We start from the raw sequence: 15,504 nt of genomic DNA on the forward strand, positions 1-15,504 counted from the left end.
CGATAACTAACGAACTCGAGCTGACGATATGCGCTGAACTGGTGAGCGGTCGGCTGGCTGCGAGGCTGGGACGTGATTTTCTGTTTGGGGATATTTGCTTCTGCTCAAATTCGGATAATTCGGTAAAACACCATCAAAGCTTTGATAATTTCGGAAACGCCCCGAAAAATTTTCCGAGACCTTCCTATTCTTCAAGTCGTCGGCTCTGCGGCCACGCTGTCACGAGCGTACGTTTGCGTCTGTCGCTTCGCGCAGGTCTTTCCGCGTCCGTTGCACCGTCACGATGGCGCGACTGCACCGCTTCGTCACTGCGTCAGCGCCGATCCGGCTAGCGACCGTGATTCACCAGAACGCACGCATGGCCTTTGCGTTTGGCGATCGCGGCAGCATAGTCCTCGGAAAACGCTCGCTGCGCGAAGCAGGGCGCCGAGGTCGCGAGCAGTGCATCGACCTGCGCGGACTGTTTGTCGAACACCCATGGCCGGCGTGCGAGCGTGCGGTCATTGAGCCAGTAGGGACTCCAGTCTCGGGTCGTCTCGATGACCTCGCGTGCGAATTCAGGCCCGTACTCGAGCGCACCCTCGATAACCACATCGATATACGACTCGACGAGCGGAAATCTCGCGTCAGGCACCGGAAGCCCTTCCCCGGGAGCTTCGCCTTCGGTCTTCGGGACGTAGACCCAGACAGTTCCCTGCGTCGGCAGCGGCTGCCATGACACCGCCTCGATAAGCGCCCGCGGCACCTCGACGCGCACGTATCCCTTCTCGCGCTCGTCGAACGCAGACATGTCGTTGCCGGCAACGGGGTAGATCACTCCATTGATCGTCATCGGCGTCTCGCCCTCGAACGGACGCCGCAGGCCGAGCGCCGTGAAACCGGAGGTTGCGCGGTCGCTCCAGCTGCGCACATAGCCGAACGCCGCCGCGACCCGCACCGGAATCGCCGCAACCGGCTTGCCGGCCGTGGCGGTGCGCGATGGCGTGTTGATGAGCGATCCGTAGCCGAAAATGAACTGCGTCGGCTGATCGGGAAGACGCGTTCCCCAGAAGTCGGTGGTCTGCGCGTGCGCCGCCGAGCCAACCAGCGCTAGCGCTACAACGAATCCTCGAATTTTTGCCATCGCCGACATCGTCATGTCTCCGTCCAACGCGTTACCGTAGATGTTCGCTTCAGCCAGGCGGCCCGGCAAACGCGCGCACCAAGCCTCAGGGTCGTCCTGCTCTTTATGGGCCATCGCTAATTGTGAAGCACAAACGGGTGCCTCGGCATCGGAATCGACGACGCGCCAGATTTGTGAGCCGACTGAAATCAAATCTGGCGGCAGGACCGACGCACCGAGCGATTCTAGGTCGAAAGCGTCCTGTGCGATCCGGCACGTACAATCCGGTAGATCCGGATCGCGTTGTCATGCCAGATGGCGCGGCGCGTGGTGGCGTCGAGCCTCATCTCTTGAGGCATCGCGCTGCCCACCGAGGCCGCCCTGACGAATTCGAAGATCTTTCGACCATGACAGGAAAGGACAGACCTGATGCCGAGCTTTGAGCGCGCCGGGGTGGCTGCGCTGATCGACTCCGCCTGGCGCACTGCGTTTCGCCTCGGATTTCCGCTCGCCCGCGCGTGGTGGCACTTGCGGCGGCCTCGCCATGAGGGCGCGCTAGTCGCAATTTACGTCGGCCAGTCGCTATTGCTGCTGAAGTCATCGTACCGTGCCGAATGGGGGTTCCCGGGCGGCAGCGTCCGGGCCGGTGAGACACCTGCTGCCGCGGCGCTGCGCGAAATGGCTGAGGAGATCGGGCTTGCGTTTCACCCGTTACTCCCGGCAGGCAGCGCGGCCGGCGAGTGGGACGGGCGAAGGGACCGGGTGCATTTCTTCGAAATACGCCTCGATCGCCTGCCCGATCTACGGCTGGATCATCGCGAGATCGTCGCCGCGCATCTGGCGTCGCCGCAGGAATTGCCTGGCTTCGCGGTGACAGGCGCGGTCGCCGCGTATCTCGGCAGGGACGTGCGCGGCTAGTCGAGCCGTTTGTCTTGCATGGCCGTTCGAGTCCGCGCGACGCTGCGCGAGGCACGGGCGATATCCCCGGCGCGCCGTCGGTGTGACGCGGGGCTCCGCGCGTTGCGCGTTGCGCGACCATCACGGGCCCATGGCCAGTAACGCATCATCCGATATGCGCGAGCACGATCAGCGTCAGCGTGACGACGATAGCACCGCCGATTCGCGTGGCGATCTGCGCGAAGGGCATCAGTTGCATCCGGTTCGCCGCGGTCAGGATCGCGACGTCGCCCGTGCCGCCCTGGCCGCTATGGCATGCGTTCACGATCGCCGTGTCGATCGGGTAGAGCTTGAGCCGGCGCGCAACCAGAAAGCCGGTGCCCATCAGTGTCGCCACGGTCGCGACGATCGTCACGATATTGGCCAACGTGAATGCAGCGATCAACTTGTCCCATGGGGTCATGGCGACGCCGATCGCGAACAGCAGCGGATACGTCACCGCGGTCGAAAAGAACTTGTAGACGACGAATGCGCCCTCCTGCAACTGCGGCGAGACCGCGCGTGCCAGCTTGACCAGCACTGCGAGGAACAGCATGGCAACCGGTGCGGGCAGACCGAACAGGTTGCGGCACATCAAGCCAAGCAGGTACAGCGTGATCGCCGTGATGCCGGCCGCCGCGATATGCGTCACGTCGATATGACCGCGAATCTCCTCCTGTTCATGATCCATTTCGTCCGTCTCTCCAGGTTGCAGGCGCCCCTCGCCGGTGAGATGGGGAAAGCGCTTGCCGAGCATGTCGAGTGCGCCGGCGAGCACGATGGCGGTGAGGCTGCCGAGCATCACCGGTGGCAACACTTGTGCAAACAGTTCGCCCTGCGGCAGATGCATGATTTCGGAATAGCCCACCGACAGCGGAATGGCGCCTTCACCAACACCCCCCGCCATGATCGGCACGACGATATACAGCAGCGTATGACGCACGCCGAGTCCGAATGCCGAGCCGACCGCGATACCGACGATGCATGCGGCCAGCGAACCCAGCGCGAGCGGCACGAAGATCTTGAGAAAGCCCTTGATCAGCACGCGCCGGTCCATGCTGAGAATGCTGCCGACGATGATCGATGCGATGAACAGATAAAGGAAATTGCTCTGCTTCGTGAACTCGGTCGTGAGGCCGAGAATTGGTTTGGGCAACAGATGATAGTAAGTCAGTGCGGAAGGCACGAACGTCGCGCAGATCGCGGCCGCGCCGATATTGCGCAGAAGCGGCAGGCGCTTGCCCAGCTCCGCGCAGGTGAAGCCGAAGAACGCCAGCACGGCGATCGCCATCGAAATCTCGCCCGGGATCTTGCCCGTCACCGCGAACCCGGTGATTAGCGCGAGCAGAATGAAATAAACCGGCAGTGGGATGATGCCGATTCTGTATTCCATCAGCTTCCACCAGCCTTCGGGCCAGAAGCGAGTGGCGTTGTCGGACCGCTGCGCGACCGCGGCCGGTGAGTGCTCCGGCGTAGATGAGGTGATGGACAAAATACGACTCCTTGATTTGGCGTGCCGGGGAATGTATGCCGGCCTCGCGTTTCGATACAGTTGAAGTGGTATCCGATGGGTGAACGGAAGCGGAATGGCAAATTGCCCCAGGCTGAAAGGCGCCCGCGAATTTACCCGGCCACCGCGCCATGACAGATCGAACAACGGATCAACTCGGAATTGTTTGCGATGCAGAGCTTCTGCATCATCCGCGTCTCGGGAGTGCTGATAGTCCTCGCGCTGAAAAGACTGTCGAAGCTTCCTCCCTGGCGGTCGTGTCATCAACGCTGAGCCACACCTGTCCGTCGCACCGCGCGCAAATGGCCAGCTTTCTCGCATGTGACGCGTCCGGACGAACTACGCTCCCGCGGTATCCGCATGCTGCGCACGCGTAGGTGTAACGTACTTCAGTGAGTGTCTCCATCAGCCTTCTCCTGGCGGTCGCATCAGCCGCTTGACTCTGTCGCAACGGCAGCGGCAGTTGGGGCCGGCAACACATTCATCCGCTCCTTTACCATGCTTCCGGATGTCTGCCGCTCAGGTTGCGGATCTCGTCCAGGTTTATCGTCCAGCGCGCGGCAGATATCGACCATCAAGTCGTTGTCGCTGGCGAAGCGCATCACAAAAACCAAATCCGTCCGGACAGATACGCCGCAATTCGCTCGAGATGCGAAGGCATTTGATGTCCTGCTCCACAACCGGCATCGCAAGCCGCGTGCTGGCTATAGGGTTGCCGGCGCAGCGTTCGCCTGCGAACAGTGCAACAACTCCCGCCAGGCGCTCGGCCCAATCGCCTGGATGATCGGCGTTCAAAGCACGATGGGATCACCGCAATCGATGATGCAATTCTAGGAGAGCGGAACCTTCTGAACGCTTTCAGCCACTGCACGTTCCGATGGGGGTTTTCCATGAGCAAATCCGGTGACCGCTGAATTTGCTGTCTACGCGCAGTCTTGCTGATTGCGACGCTGTCGTGCTTGCGCGAATAGGCAGGCCCCTTTTTCATGGAAATCCCCTAAATGCAGGCCCTCACCGTGAAAGCCGGGGGAAGGGTTTGCACTCCGACAATCCCGCCATCGCATACATCGGCAGTGACGCCTTCAGCGCGCTCACGTAGAGCGACTTGTCTTTCTGATCATCGCAAGGTCTTGGGCGTCCGCAGGTCGTCATAAAAAAACTCCGAATGATCGGTGCAAGCGTCGTTGCGTATATCGGTGGTGTCACTGAGTTGCATAAGTGACACGGGAAAGGAGCGTGAAGGATTGGGCTAACTAGCATGACGAACATTCGTTGGCCGAACCGGTTGCAGGGACCTTGAAACGGACGCAACCGTGCGCAGGGAAAACACAATTTCAACGTAGTAGTCTGAGGAGACATCTTGAAGACGAAATATCTTTCGCTGGCCGTCGCGGTCAGCGCACTCGGGGCGGGCGGCGCGCACGCGCAGTCGAGCGTGCAGCTTTACGGGCTGATGGATCTGAGCGTGCCGACTTACCAGTCCCACGCGGATGCCAACGGGAATCACGTCATCGGCATGGGCATCGGAGGCGAGCCGTGGTTTAGCGGCAGCCGCTGGGGCATGAGAGGCGCCGAAGACATTGGCGGCGGTTCGAAGATCATCTTCCGACTGGAGAGCGAATACGTTGTCGCCAACGGTCAGATGGAAGATCCGGGTCAGCTCTTTGACCGCGACGCGTGGGTCGGTATTGAGAACGACACGTTCGGCAAAATTACGGCAGGCTTCCAGAACACCATCGCGCGCGATGCGGCGGCGATTTATGGCGATCCATATGGCAATGCGCGGCTGACGACGGAAGAAGGCGGCTGGACGAACGCGAACAACTTCAAGCAGATGATTTTCTACGCGGCCAGCGCGACCGGCACGCGTTATGAAAACGGCGTCGCGTGGAAGAAGCTGTTCAGCAACGGCATCTTCGCGAGTGCGGGTTACGCGTTCGGCAACCAGACGAGTTTCGGCAACAACGCGAATTATCAGGTTGCTCTGGGCTACAACGGCGGCCCGTTCAATGTATCGGGCTTCTACAGCCACGTGAACCGCGAGGGCAACACGAACCAGTCGTTCTCGGTCGGCGGCAACTATACGTTCGGTATTCTGCGCGCCAATGCCGGCTACTTCCGTTATCTCGGCAATCAGGGCGCGCTGGGTCAGCGTCAGGATAATGCGTGGACCGTGTCGCTCAAGCTGTCGCCGAAGGGGCCGCTCGACTACCAGCTCGGCTATCAGCAGATGCGAGTGAAGAATGCCGCGTACAACGCCGACGGCGACATTCCGAACGCGAACATCGGCGCCTTCGATCCGACTTCCGGCTTGCACAACGGCTACAAGGAAACCCTGTACTGGTCGGCGTTTTATCACCTGTCCAAGCGCACTGAAGTGTATCTGGCCGGCGACTATATGAGGCTGCATGGCGGCTATACGGTCGGCAGCACGTTCGGCGCGACCAACCAGCTCGAACTGACCACGGGTGTGCGTACCCGATTCTGATCGGGAACACAGGCTCGCAGCGCATCTGTTTCAACGATGTTCTCCAGCTTGCGGCCGCGGATTTTTCCGCGGCCGCTTTTCATTTCAGCAGGCGAGGGAGAAGCATGTTCAGCGATACGACTATCGGAACCGCGACCATGTCGGACATCGGGTCCAACCGCACGACAGCGATGTGCGTGGGGTGCAACATGAACACTCGAGCGATGCTGCGCCGCATCGCGACCGGTTTGCTCGCCGGAATGGTTCTCTTTGGCTTAAGTGGTTGCGATGCGTTGAGCGGACCGCCCGCGCCAGAATGGCCGGGTCCTCACGCACCGTATCCCTTCCCTGACGATGTCCCGCATCGAACGCAGTGATGACAAGCATTGCCAACCTCATCGCTCGCCTTTGCCGCGCGCCTGAGGCCGGTTCCTTCCGTGATGATGAGACCGACGCTTTGCGCCGTACGTCGCCGGCGGTACGCGGCGACTTCGCCGGTCGGTGTGCCACGTGGGGACAAAGACCGTGTCATTGGAGTCATGACTGCGCGGATCTTGAAGTTGTCCGGTTGAATCCGGGGAAACCCGATCGAGTTCTTCTACGCAGCGCGTGCCAGCGGCCCAAAACAACGTAGAATTCCCTCAAGCACAGTTCGCCTTCGTGCGATGCAACCGGGTTTGTGCGACCAGCGGTCGCCGCTTATCGGGAGACAATCATGGCTGCGCGTTCAATTGCGTCTCTGACGCTTTCCTTCGGTCTGGTGTCAATTCCGGTCAAGCTCTACTCGGCGACCGACAGTGCTTCAGGTGTGGGATTCAATCTGCTGACGCCCGAGGGCGGCCGGGTCAAACAGCAGTACATCTCCGAGGCGACAGGCGAGGTCGTGGCGCGAGCCGACATGAAGAAAGGCTATGAGTTCGAAAAAGGCCAGTTCGTCGTTTTCACGCCCGACGAACTGAAAGCGCTCGAGGAAGGCGCCACGCATGTCGTTGAGATCGTCTCCTTCGTGCCGGAGAAGTCAGTCGACCCTTTGTATTACGACAAGGCTTATTTCATCGCCCCCGACAAACGCGGCGGCAAACCGTACAGTCTGCTTCAGCAGGCGATGCGCGAAAGCGGACGGTGCGCGCTCGCAAAATGGTCGTACAAAGGGAAAACACGCATCGTCCAGATTCGTTCGGCCGAAGACGGCATGGTGTTTCAGCAACTGTTGTTCGCGGACGAGGTTCGCTCGCTGAGTGAATTGCACATCGAGCACGTTGCAGTGACGGGCACCGAGCTGCAGCTCGCGCTACAAATAATCGACCAGGTGTCCGAAGATTCGTATGACCCGACGGCATACGAGGACGAGGAGAAGAAGCGGATTCTGGCAGCGATCGACCAGAAAATCGCCGGCAAGCAGATCGTGTCTCCGGCCGAACCAGGCATGGAGTCGGGCGCCGAAGTAATTGACCTGATGGAGGCGCTTCGTGCGAGCCTTGGCCGCAACAAGACCAAACAGGCCGCGCCGGCAAAAGTCGCGCCCGTAAAGAAGGCGCCGGCAGCCGCTTCCGATGAGCTTGCCTCCAAACCGAGGCGACCGGCGAAGAGGGCGCCCGCCAAGGTCGAGGAAGCGGCTCCCGCCAAGGTTCGGGCGCGCAAGTGAAAAGGCGCAATGCCTCGCACGACTACTCGTTGCGCAGTCTCCAGTCGATACTGGGTGTCTCACGACGAGTGCTGTCCGGCCTGATCGACGCTGGATTCGTGCAACCGTCGCGTGGTCGTCGTAACGAGCTCCGGTTTACGTTCCGCGATGTCGTGTTGTTGCGCACGGCTTTCCAGCTTCAGTCGGCGAAAATCGCGTCGCGAAAAATTCTACGGGCGCTCGCGCGGCTCAAGGCTGAATTGCCTGAAGAGCTACCGCTAACCGGCATCCGCATTACGGCTGTCGGTGATTCAGTGGTCGTCAAGACAGGCGAGTCACAATGGGATGCGACCTCGGGCCAGCTTCTGCTCGATCTGGAAGTGGCGCCCGTCAAGGGGGAAGTCGCGTTCCTTGACGCTGCGCCCCGGAACATCGTTGGCCGGGAAAAGCAAACGGAGGAGTGGTTTGCTCTTGCTGAGGAGCTTACCGATACCGACGTCATCGGTGCTGAGCAGGCCTATAAAAAGGTGCTCGAGTTATCGCCGATTCCGCACTACGACGCTTATAACAACCTGGGCGTCCTGCTTTGCGAGGTCGGAATGAAGTACGACGAGGCATTGTCCGTCTTTGACCGGGCGCTCGAGCATTTTCCGGAGGACGCGCTGTTGCACTTCAACCGCGCGGTCGCTCTGGAAGAACTGGAGCGATACGATGCAGCAGTGCAAGCCTATGAACGATGCATCGAGCTCAATCCCACCCATGCCGACGCTCACTTCAATATTGCACGCCTGAGCGAGATTCGAGGCGACAAGCAGAGTCTTCTAAGGCACCTGAGTGCGTATCGCCGGCTAAGCAGGTGACGCGCACTCGACTGACCTGCGGAGCAGGTACTTACGCGGCGCTATGGCTGCGTGCGGCGCGCCCGCCCTTGCGCGCAGATCCGCTCAGCTCCTCTGTCGTTAGAAAGAATTGGCTGTTGTCCGCCAGCCGTGAAACCGCAAAATCGATGAAGGTTCTCACGCGCAACGGTTGCTCTGTTCGGCGACGGTAGTAGACGTAGATCGATTCGCGCTCGGTCACATGCTGAGTGAGCAAAGGCACGAGCCGTCCCGCGCGGATGTGTGACACCGCTGAGAAGCTTCCGAGTTGCCCGATCACCAGTCCGGCCAGTACCGCTTCCGCTTCCGCGTCGACATCGTTCGAGCACACCGACGCAGCCATCTCCTTGTACACGATCTCTCCGCCGATCATGAATTCCCATGGCGCGTGCTTGCCGGTATTCGCGCGCCGATACGCTGAGCAACGATGCGCATCGAGGTCATTGACGGTTTTCGGCGCGCCGTACCGTTCAAGATAGGCCGGTGACGCGCACACGATCAACTGAATCGGCAGAAGTCGTCGGGCAATGGCGCCGCCGGAAGGCGGCGAGCCGCCGCGAAAGCCTACGTCCGCGCGATCGCTGACCAGATCCGTGAAATGATCGTCGAAACGCACGTCGATCCGCACGTCAGGGTATAGCGCCGCAAACTCCAGGATCAACGGCAACAGTACCGTTCGTCCGAGCGCTGTCGGCGCGCTCACACACAGTGGCCCCGCGACTTCGTCTTTTGAACGGCGAGCATCGTCGATCGCGGAAGACAGCATGGCGAGCGCCGGTTCGACGCTGCGCAACAGCCGTTGTCCCTCGTCGGTCAGGCTCAGCTTGCGTGTGGTCCGATGAAATACCTGGACGCCAAGAGATTTTTCCAACTGCATCACAGCGTGGCTTGCCGCCTGAGGCGAGATGCCCAGGTCGACGGCTGCCCGGCGGAAACTGCCGAGCGTCGCCGTGCGGACAAAAACCGAAATAGCCCGGACCTCGTTCATCGTCGCCCCCAATTAGCAAATTTTAGTTGATTATGACCTAACATCCGACGGCTAGTGCATGTTAATCGTGCGTCCTATGCTGCTGTTCACCTTCACGACGAAATGGGAGCACAGCATGAGCAACGCTACGAAACAGCGGTTCAAGCGCGTCTGGTTTATTACGGGCGCCTCGCGCGGTCTAGGCGCGCTGATAGCGCAGGCGGCGCTTGACGACGGAAATGCAGTCGTTGCCGCAGGGCGCAACGTCGAGGCGATTATCGAGCGTTTCGGCGAAAGTCCGGCACTGCTGCCGGTCAAGCTCGACGTCACTGACGAGCAGCAGGCCAAAGCCGCCACCGCGGCAGCTGTCGCCAAGTTCGGTCGGATCGATGTGTTGATCAACAACGCCGGGTTCGGCCTGCTCGCCGCCGTTGAGGAATCGTCCGACGCAGACGTGCGCCGCATGTACGATACGAACGTCTTTGGTCTGCTGACCGTCACGCGCGCAGTGCTGCCGGTGATGCGCAAGCAGCGTTCGGGCCACGTGATCAACGTGTCGTCGATTGGCGGCTATCGGTCGGCGGCGGGGTTCGGCGTGTATTGCTCGACGAAATTCGCTGTCGAAGGCATCACGGAAGCGCTTCACGCGGAGCTGAAGCCGCTTGGCATTCACGCGACCGTCGTTGAACCCGGCTACTTCCGTACCGATTTCCTGGATGCGTCGTCGCTCGTCGTCGGCAACGAGATCATCGACGACTATGACCAGACGTCGGGCAACGTGCGTCGCTTCGCTGTTGGGCTGAACCACAACCAGCCGGGCGATCCTCAGAAGCTCGCGAAAGCCCTCGTTGTACTTGTCGATGCGCCAACACCGCCGCAGCGCCTGCCGCTTGGAATCGACACGTTGAAGGCGATCGCGGAAAAGAACGCTTATGTGGCTGTGGAAACTGAAACATGGAGGGCGCTGTCGGCATCAACTGATTTCTCGGTCTGATTCGAGGACAGTTAAGGCGAATTATTTTTTAACTCGAGCGGCGATTGCTTTACGAAGTGTCGGTCGAGCAGGTCAACGCCAGCGGTGTGCCGGGAAAGTGGATCTCGCCCCGAGTCCCGGCACGTCCGTCTGGTCGAGTGATTCTGTACCTGCACGGCGGCCGGCGCTACCTGCCGAGTACGCGGTGTTTCGCGTCGCGTTCTGGTTGTCATTGGTCGAATGCGCGCTGAAAGGCCTGCTATTCGTTGCTTTCCTGTCACGCCATACCGCGATGTCTGCATGACGTTCAGCGCATGCCGCACGGTATCGCCTTATTTGTTCACCGCGCCGGACCGAGCTTTAGCGTCTGCGCCGCAGCGACGAGTCGCCGCGCCTTTTCCCTGACCGCCGCATAGTCACCGGATGCCGCATCGGCCGTCAGATAGCCCCCTACGCCGACTGCGATGACTCCACGAACAAACCATTGATCCAGGTTCTCGGATGACACACCCCCGCTCGGCATGAACACAGCCTGTGGGAAGGGGGCGGCGAGACTTGCGATGTAGTCCGGGCCGCCCGTTTTGGCGGGGAATATCTTCACAATGTCAGCGCCAGCCTCCAGCGCCGACAACGTTTCGGTTGCCGTGAATGCGCCGGGTACCGACACGACACCATACTTCGAGCATGCCCGGATCATTTCCGGGACGACTGCGGGAGAAAGCAGGAACGTAGCCCCCGCGTGTATGGCTGACGCCGCCGTCTGTGCGTCCAGCACTGTTCCGGCACCCACCGTGAGATTCGCAACTTTCGCGAGGCGTTCGATCACGTGCAGTCCGCGTGGCGCCGTCAGTGCGACCTCGATACAGGTGATGCCCGATTCGTAGCAGGCCATCGCCGCGTTCAACGCAACGTCCGGATCATTCTCCCGGATGATCGCCACGATCCGCGAAGACCGGATTGCTTCCAGAGAGACTGCCTTATCCATGCCTTTTTCCGCCTATGAGTGAAGGGGCGCATCTCAACTACGACCGACACGGTGCGTCGGATTTATGTTTTATCAAACGATAATTATGTATTCTTTCATGATATTGGTGTAGGTATGTTTGTGCGCCGATCGCAGATCTCCACTGCGGCAGAACGTCGCGGTTCGTATTCGTAGCATGCCCCGCCAGGCTCCGCGCGGATCGGAATAGGCGCGCTGTTCTCTGCCCCGCGCGCAACCTCGAAGCCTTGCCTGGCGTGACCTTGCGGCTGTCACCGGCGGTCGCTTCCACGCATGCCGGTAATCCTCGCCTCCAATACCGATTCTCTACAACGCTGCGCTGCCGCAGATTTTCGGCCGGACTAGCGGCTGTTTGTATGGGCCGCATCTGACGTACAATCAATTTGTGTATGCAACGAGTATCCATTGTTGTATGGGTTAGGCAGGGCAATTCAAGCGCATCGCAGGCCGCATCGAGCGACGTTCCAGGACAGATTGCGAGAGCTTCCTTCGCTCATTTCCCTGCCGCTTTCACAGCGACCAATGACCAAGGTTTGTGTATGAGAGAAATCTGCGGGAAATTATTTCGTATCGCTTTAGCGATTGCCGGACTGACGAGCCTGGGCGGCTGCAGTTGGGTTTTGTTCGACACGAAGGGAAGTGTTGGCCTACAGGAGCGCGACCTCATCATCCTGTGTATCGGGTTGATGCTGATCGTGGTCATCCCCGCCATCCTGCTGACCTTCTTTTTTTCGTGGCGTTATCGGGCATCCAATCACGAAGCCACGTACGCACCTGAGTGGGCGCACTCCACGAAGATCGAGATTGTCGTGTGGGGCGTCCCTATCCTGATCATCGTCGTTCTCGCGGGCATCGTCTGGAAGTCGACGCGCGAACTCGATCCGTACCGCCCGCTCGATGACCCAGGCCAGCCCATCAACGTGCAGGTCATCGCCACCGACTGGAAGTGGATCTTCATTTATCCGGACCTCGGAATCGCTACGGTCAATCAGTTGGTCTTCCCCGCACATCGTCAGGTGGCCTTCAGCATCACGTCGAACTCGACAATGGGGACGTTCTTCATCCCGCAACTTGGCGGCCAGATCTATGCGATGGCCGGTATGCGCACCCAGCTGCATCTGATGGCCAACGAGGAAGGAAAGTATCGCGGCATGTCGGGCAACTTCAATGGTCCGGGTTTCTCGGACATGAAGTTCGTTGCTACGGCGACGACTGAGGACGAATTCCAGCGATGGGTGGCACAGGTGCGCACCTCACCGATCGCACTGGATTTCAGTGCCTTCCAGAAAGTGGCAAAGCCCAGTCAGGGCACGGGCGTTGTTCACTTCTCGCAGGTCCAATCAGGCCTTTTCAAGGCGGTGATCGATCAGTTCGTCAATCCCGGGGCGGCTGCATCGATACATGCCGCCCTGGACGTTGGCGCCCCGTCGAAAAAAAAGGAGTGACACAAATATGTTCGGCAAATTGACATGGGCAGACGTGCCATTGCACGAGCCCATCATCGCGATCACCCTGGCGGCGATCGTGCTCGGCGGTGTGGCAGTTCTAGCCGCGATAACGTATTTCGGGAAGTGGACGGTGCTCTGGACCGACTGGATCACGACGGTCGATCATAAGCGCATCGGCATCATGTATGTGCTCGTGGCGATTGTGATGCTGCTCCGCGGCTTCGCCGACGCGATCATGATGCGTGCCCAGCTCGCGCTCGCGGGGCCCGGTCACTCGGGCTTCCTGCCGCCCCATCACTATGACCAGATCTTTACCGCCCACGGCGTGATCATGATCTTCTTCGTCGCGACGCCGTTTATCGTCGGGCTGATGAATATCGTCGTGCCGTTGCAGATCGGGGCGCGCGACATGGCATTCCCGTTCCTGAATGCGTTCAGCTTCTGGATATTCGTCGTTGGTGTGGTTCTGGTCATGCTCTCGCTCGGTGTCGGCGAGTTCGCGCAGACGGGGTGGGTTGCCTATCCGCCATTGTCGGACCTGGAGTTCAGTCCAGGAGTGGGGGTCGACTACTACATATGGGCGTTACAGGCGTCCGGGCTCGGGACGCTGCTGACCGGCGTGAACCTCTTCGTCACGATCCTGCGGATGCGCGCACCTGGCATGTCGCTGATGAAAATGCCGATCTTCACGTGGACCGTATTCGTGACCTGCGTGATCATCGTTGCCGCATTCCCGATCCTGACCATCGCGCTCGGCGCGCTTGCGCTGGACCGCTACCTCGGTTTCCATTTCTACACGAACGAACTGGGCGGCAATCCGACCATGTACGTGAATCTCGTGTGGGCGTGGGGACACCCAGAGGTATACATTCTCGTCCTGCCGTCGTTCGGAATCTTCTCTGAAGTCACGGCGACTTTCGCCCGCAAAAAACTGTTCGGCTACAAGTCGATGGTAGGCGCGACCCTGGCGATCGGCATCCTGTCGTTCCTCGTGTGGTTGCACCACTTTTTCACAATGGGCTCGGGCGCAAACGTCAATAGCTTCTTCGGCATTATGACGATGATCATCGCGATTCCGACCGGCGTGAAGATCTTCACCTGGCTATTCACGATGTATCGCGGACGGGTCGAGTTCACTACTCCGATTCTCTGGACGCTGGCGTTCCTGGTGACGTTCACGATCGGCGGCATGACGGGCGTGCTGCTCGCCATCCCCGGCGCCGACTTCCTGCTTCACAACAGCCTGTTCCTCGTCGCGCATTTCCACAACACGATCATCGCCGGTGCGCTGTTCGGCTATTTCGCCGGCTTCAACTACTGGTTTCCGAAAGTCTTCGGCTTCAAGCTCAACGAGCGTCTCGGCAAGTATTCGTTCTGGTGCTGGATCATCGGTTTCTACCTCGCGTTCATGCCGCTTTACATGCTCGGCTTCATGGGCATGACGCGACGGCTGAATCACTACGACGACCCGACGTGGACGCCATACCTGCAGGTGGCCCTGGTGGGTGCGGTCTTCATTCTCGCGGGTATCGGCTTCCTCGTCGCGCAGGTGTTCGTCAGCATCCTCGACCGCAGGCAAAACCTCGACCTGACCGGCGACCCGTGGAACGGGCGCACGCTGGAATGGGCGACGTCTTCACCGCCGCCGTTCTATAACTTCGCGGTGACGCCGCTTGCGAATTCCATCGATGCCTTCCACGAGGCCAAGAAGCGTGGCTTGCCGCCGCCGCCCAGGAGCTACGAGCCGATCCACATGCCACGCAGCACCGGCGTGCCGTTCATCGTGAACGTATTCATCCTGCTGCTGTGCTTCGCGCTGATCTGGCATATCTGGTGGCTCGCTGGCGTGAGTTTCATCGCGACGATCGCCACGCTCATCATTCGTTCGTACGACGACGACACCGACTACTACGTGCCCGCCGAGGAAGTGGAACGCATCGAGAATGCGCGCCTCGGGGTCTCCAACAACCAGGAAGATCTGGAACATGAATACGCAAACGCTTAAGCATTTGTACGCCAGCGAGCATCACGACCATGACGCCGGCTCGGTCAAGGTGCTGGGCCTATGGGTCTACCTGATGTCGGACTGCATCCTGTTCGGCTCCCTGTTCGCGTCGTATGCCGTATTGACCAGCGCCTTCGCGGGTGGTCCCGGTCCGAGGGATATCTTCGAACTTCCGTACGTGCTGGTGGAAACATTCGCGCTGCTGTTATCGAGCATCACCTACGGCTACGCGATGCTTGCCGTACACAGGCGCGATCAGAAAGCCGTGCTGCGCTGGCTCGCCTTGACCTTTCTACTCGGCGCGGCATTCATCGGGATGGAAATCAATGAGTTCCATCACCTGATCTCGCTCGGCTATGGACCGCAACGCAGTGCGTTCCTCTCTGGCTTCTTTGCGCTCGTCGGTACGCATGGCTTGCACGTCGCCTCCGGACTCATCTGGATGGCGGTGGTTCAGCACCAGGTCGCGACCAAAGGCCTGACGGCCACGAACATCACGCGCCTGTCGTGCCTGAGCCTTTTCTGGCACTTCCTCGATCTGGTCTGGATCTGCGTGTTCACGATTGTCTATCTGCTGGGAGTGCTCTGACC

The 15,504-nt window shown here is 60.0% G+C and carries 13 protein-coding genes; 8 read left to right on the top strand and 5 right to left on the bottom strand.

Annotated features, from left to right (window positions below; genetic code table 11):
- Positions 1-328: 328 nt before the first annotated feature.
- Positions 329-1,132, bottom strand: coding sequence for a gamma-glutamylcyclotransferase family protein (locus GCT19_RS13830; RefSeq protein ID WP_152852378.1), 804 nt, complete (start codon positions 1,130-1,132; stop codon positions 329-331).
- Between the two features lie 399 nt (positions 1,133-1,531).
- Here GCT19_RS13830 and GCT19_RS13835 point away from each other — a divergent pair, with 399 nt between their 5' ends.
- Positions 1,532-2,020 carry an NUDIX domain-containing protein gene (locus tag GCT19_RS13835; RefSeq protein WP_152852270.1) on the top strand — a complete coding sequence of 163 codons (489 nt, stop codon included), beginning with the start codon at positions 1,532-1,534 and terminating at the stop codon, positions 2,018-2,020.
- Positions 2,021-2,165: 145 nt separating this feature from the next.
- Here GCT19_RS13835 and GCT19_RS13840 read toward each other — a convergent pair whose 3' ends face one another.
- Both GCT19_RS13840 and GCT19_RS43325 read right to left on the bottom strand, forming a co-directional pair.
- Complete coding sequence (locus GCT19_RS13840; RefSeq protein WP_085951696.1) at positions 2,166-3,524, bottom strand: 2-hydroxycarboxylate transporter family protein; 1,359 nt, start codon at positions 3,522-3,524, stop codon at positions 2,166-2,168.
- A 567-nt stretch (positions 3,525-4,091) separates the two neighbouring features.
- Positions 4,092-4,343 carry a DUF3579 domain-containing protein gene (locus tag GCT19_RS43325; RefSeq protein ID WP_321576803.1) on the bottom strand — a complete coding sequence of 84 codons (252 nt, stop codon included), beginning with the start codon at positions 4,341-4,343 and terminating at the stop codon, positions 4,092-4,094.
- 565 nt (positions 4,344-4,908) lie between these two features.
- Between GCT19_RS43325 and GCT19_RS13850 the strand changes: the two genes are divergently transcribed.
- The 3 genes from GCT19_RS13850 to GCT19_RS13870 all read left to right on the top strand — a co-directional run bounded on the left by GCT19_RS13850 (position 4,909) and on the right by GCT19_RS13870 (position 8,499).
- Positions 4,909-6,036, top strand: a complete 1,128-nt coding sequence (locus GCT19_RS13850; protein ID WP_018437453.1) for a porin — start codon at positions 4,909-4,911, stop codon at positions 6,034-6,036.
- 694 nt (positions 6,037-6,730) lie between these two features.
- A complete protein-coding gene (ku, locus tag GCT19_RS13865) occupies positions 6,731-7,660 on the top strand; it encodes a non-homologous end joining protein Ku (protein WP_018437451.1) in 930 nt (309 codons plus the stop codon).
- Positions 7,657-8,499, top strand: coding sequence for a tetratricopeptide repeat protein (locus tag GCT19_RS13870; protein WP_018437450.1), 843 nt, complete (start codon positions 7,657-7,659; stop codon positions 8,497-8,499). The genes ku and GCT19_RS13870 overlap by 4 nt, the downstream gene beginning before the upstream one ends.
- A 31-nt stretch (positions 8,500-8,530) precedes the next feature.
- Here GCT19_RS13870 and GCT19_RS13875 read toward each other — a convergent pair whose 3' ends face one another.
- A complete protein-coding gene (locus GCT19_RS13875; RefSeq protein WP_152852273.1) occupies positions 8,531-9,505 on the bottom strand; it encodes a LysR family transcriptional regulator in 975 nt (324 codons plus the stop codon).
- A gap of 115 nt (positions 9,506-9,620) precedes the next feature.
- On the opposite strand from GCT19_RS13875, the gene GCT19_RS13880 reads away from it, so the two are divergent.
- Positions 9,621-10,478 (top strand): oxidoreductase, encoded by an 858-nt coding sequence (locus tag GCT19_RS13880; RefSeq protein ID WP_152852274.1) that lies wholly within the window; start codon positions 9,621-9,623, stop codon positions 10,476-10,478.
- A gap of 319 nt (positions 10,479-10,797) precedes the next feature.
- On the opposite strand, the gene GCT19_RS13885 is transcribed toward GCT19_RS13880, so the two are convergent.
- On the bottom strand, positions 10,798-11,442 hold the full coding sequence (locus GCT19_RS13885) for a bifunctional 4-hydroxy-2-oxoglutarate aldolase/2-dehydro-3-deoxy-phosphogluconate aldolase (protein ID WP_152852275.1): 645 nt from the start codon (positions 11,440-11,442) through the stop codon (positions 10,798-10,800).
- A gap of 557 nt (positions 11,443-11,999) precedes the next feature.
- Between GCT19_RS13885 and cyoA the strand changes: the two genes are divergently transcribed.
- Genes cyoA through cyoC form a run of 3 tightly spaced genes read left to right on the top strand, consistent with a single transcriptional unit; the run spans position 12,000 to position 15,502 of the window.
- Positions 12,000-12,905 (top strand): ubiquinol oxidase subunit II, encoded by a 906-nt coding sequence (cyoA, locus tag GCT19_RS13890; protein WP_152852276.1) that lies wholly within the window; start codon positions 12,000-12,002, stop codon positions 12,903-12,905.
- Between the two features lie 7 nt (positions 12,906-12,912).
- Positions 12,913-14,913, top strand: a complete 2,001-nt coding sequence (gene cyoB, locus GCT19_RS13895) for a cytochrome o ubiquinol oxidase subunit I (RefSeq protein ID WP_152852277.1) — start codon at positions 12,913-12,915, stop codon at positions 14,911-14,913.
- Positions 14,894-15,502 carry a cytochrome o ubiquinol oxidase subunit III gene (cyoC, locus tag GCT19_RS13900; protein ID WP_152852278.1) on the top strand — a complete coding sequence of 203 codons (609 nt, stop codon included), beginning with the start codon at positions 14,894-14,896 and terminating at the stop codon, positions 15,500-15,502. The genes cyoB and cyoC overlap by 20 nt, the downstream gene beginning before the upstream one ends.
- Positions 15,503-15,504: the final 2 nt, after the last annotated feature.

The organism is Paraburkholderia atlantica (assembly GCF_009362785.1).
Lineage (GTDB): Bacteria > Pseudomonadota > Gammaproteobacteria > Burkholderiales > Burkholderiaceae > Paraburkholderia > Paraburkholderia atlantica.

Coding starts and splice junctions, on each gene's coding strand:
- cyoA (WP_152852276.1), top strand. CDS start 12,000: ATGAGAGAAATCTGCGGGAAATTATTTCGTATCGCTTTAGCGATTGCC.
- GCT19_RS13875 (WP_152852273.1), bottom strand. CDS start 9,505: ATGAACGAGGTCCGGGCTATTTCGGTTTTTGTCCGCACGGCGACGCTC.
- cyoC (WP_152852278.1), top strand. CDS start 14,894: ATGAATACGCAAACGCTTAAGCATTTGTACGCCAGCGAGCATCACGAC.
- GCT19_RS13835 (WP_152852270.1), top strand. CDS start 1,532: ATGCCGAGCTTTGAGCGCGCCGGGGTGGCTGCGCTGATCGACTCCGCC.
- GCT19_RS13885 (WP_152852275.1), bottom strand. CDS start 11,442: ATGGATAAGGCAGTCTCTCTGGAAGCAATCCGGTCTTCGCGGATCGTG.
- GCT19_RS13830 (WP_152852378.1), bottom strand. CDS start 1,132: ATGTCGGCGATGGCAAAAATTCGAGGATTCGTTGTAGCGCTAGCGCTG.
- GCT19_RS13880 (WP_152852274.1), top strand. CDS start 9,621: ATGAGCAACGCTACGAAACAGCGGTTCAAGCGCGTCTGGTTTATTACG.
- cyoB (WP_152852277.1), top strand. CDS start 12,913: ATGTTCGGCAAATTGACATGGGCAGACGTGCCATTGCACGAGCCCATC.
- ku (WP_018437451.1), top strand. CDS start 6,731: ATGGCTGCGCGTTCAATTGCGTCTCTGACGCTTTCCTTCGGTCTGGTG.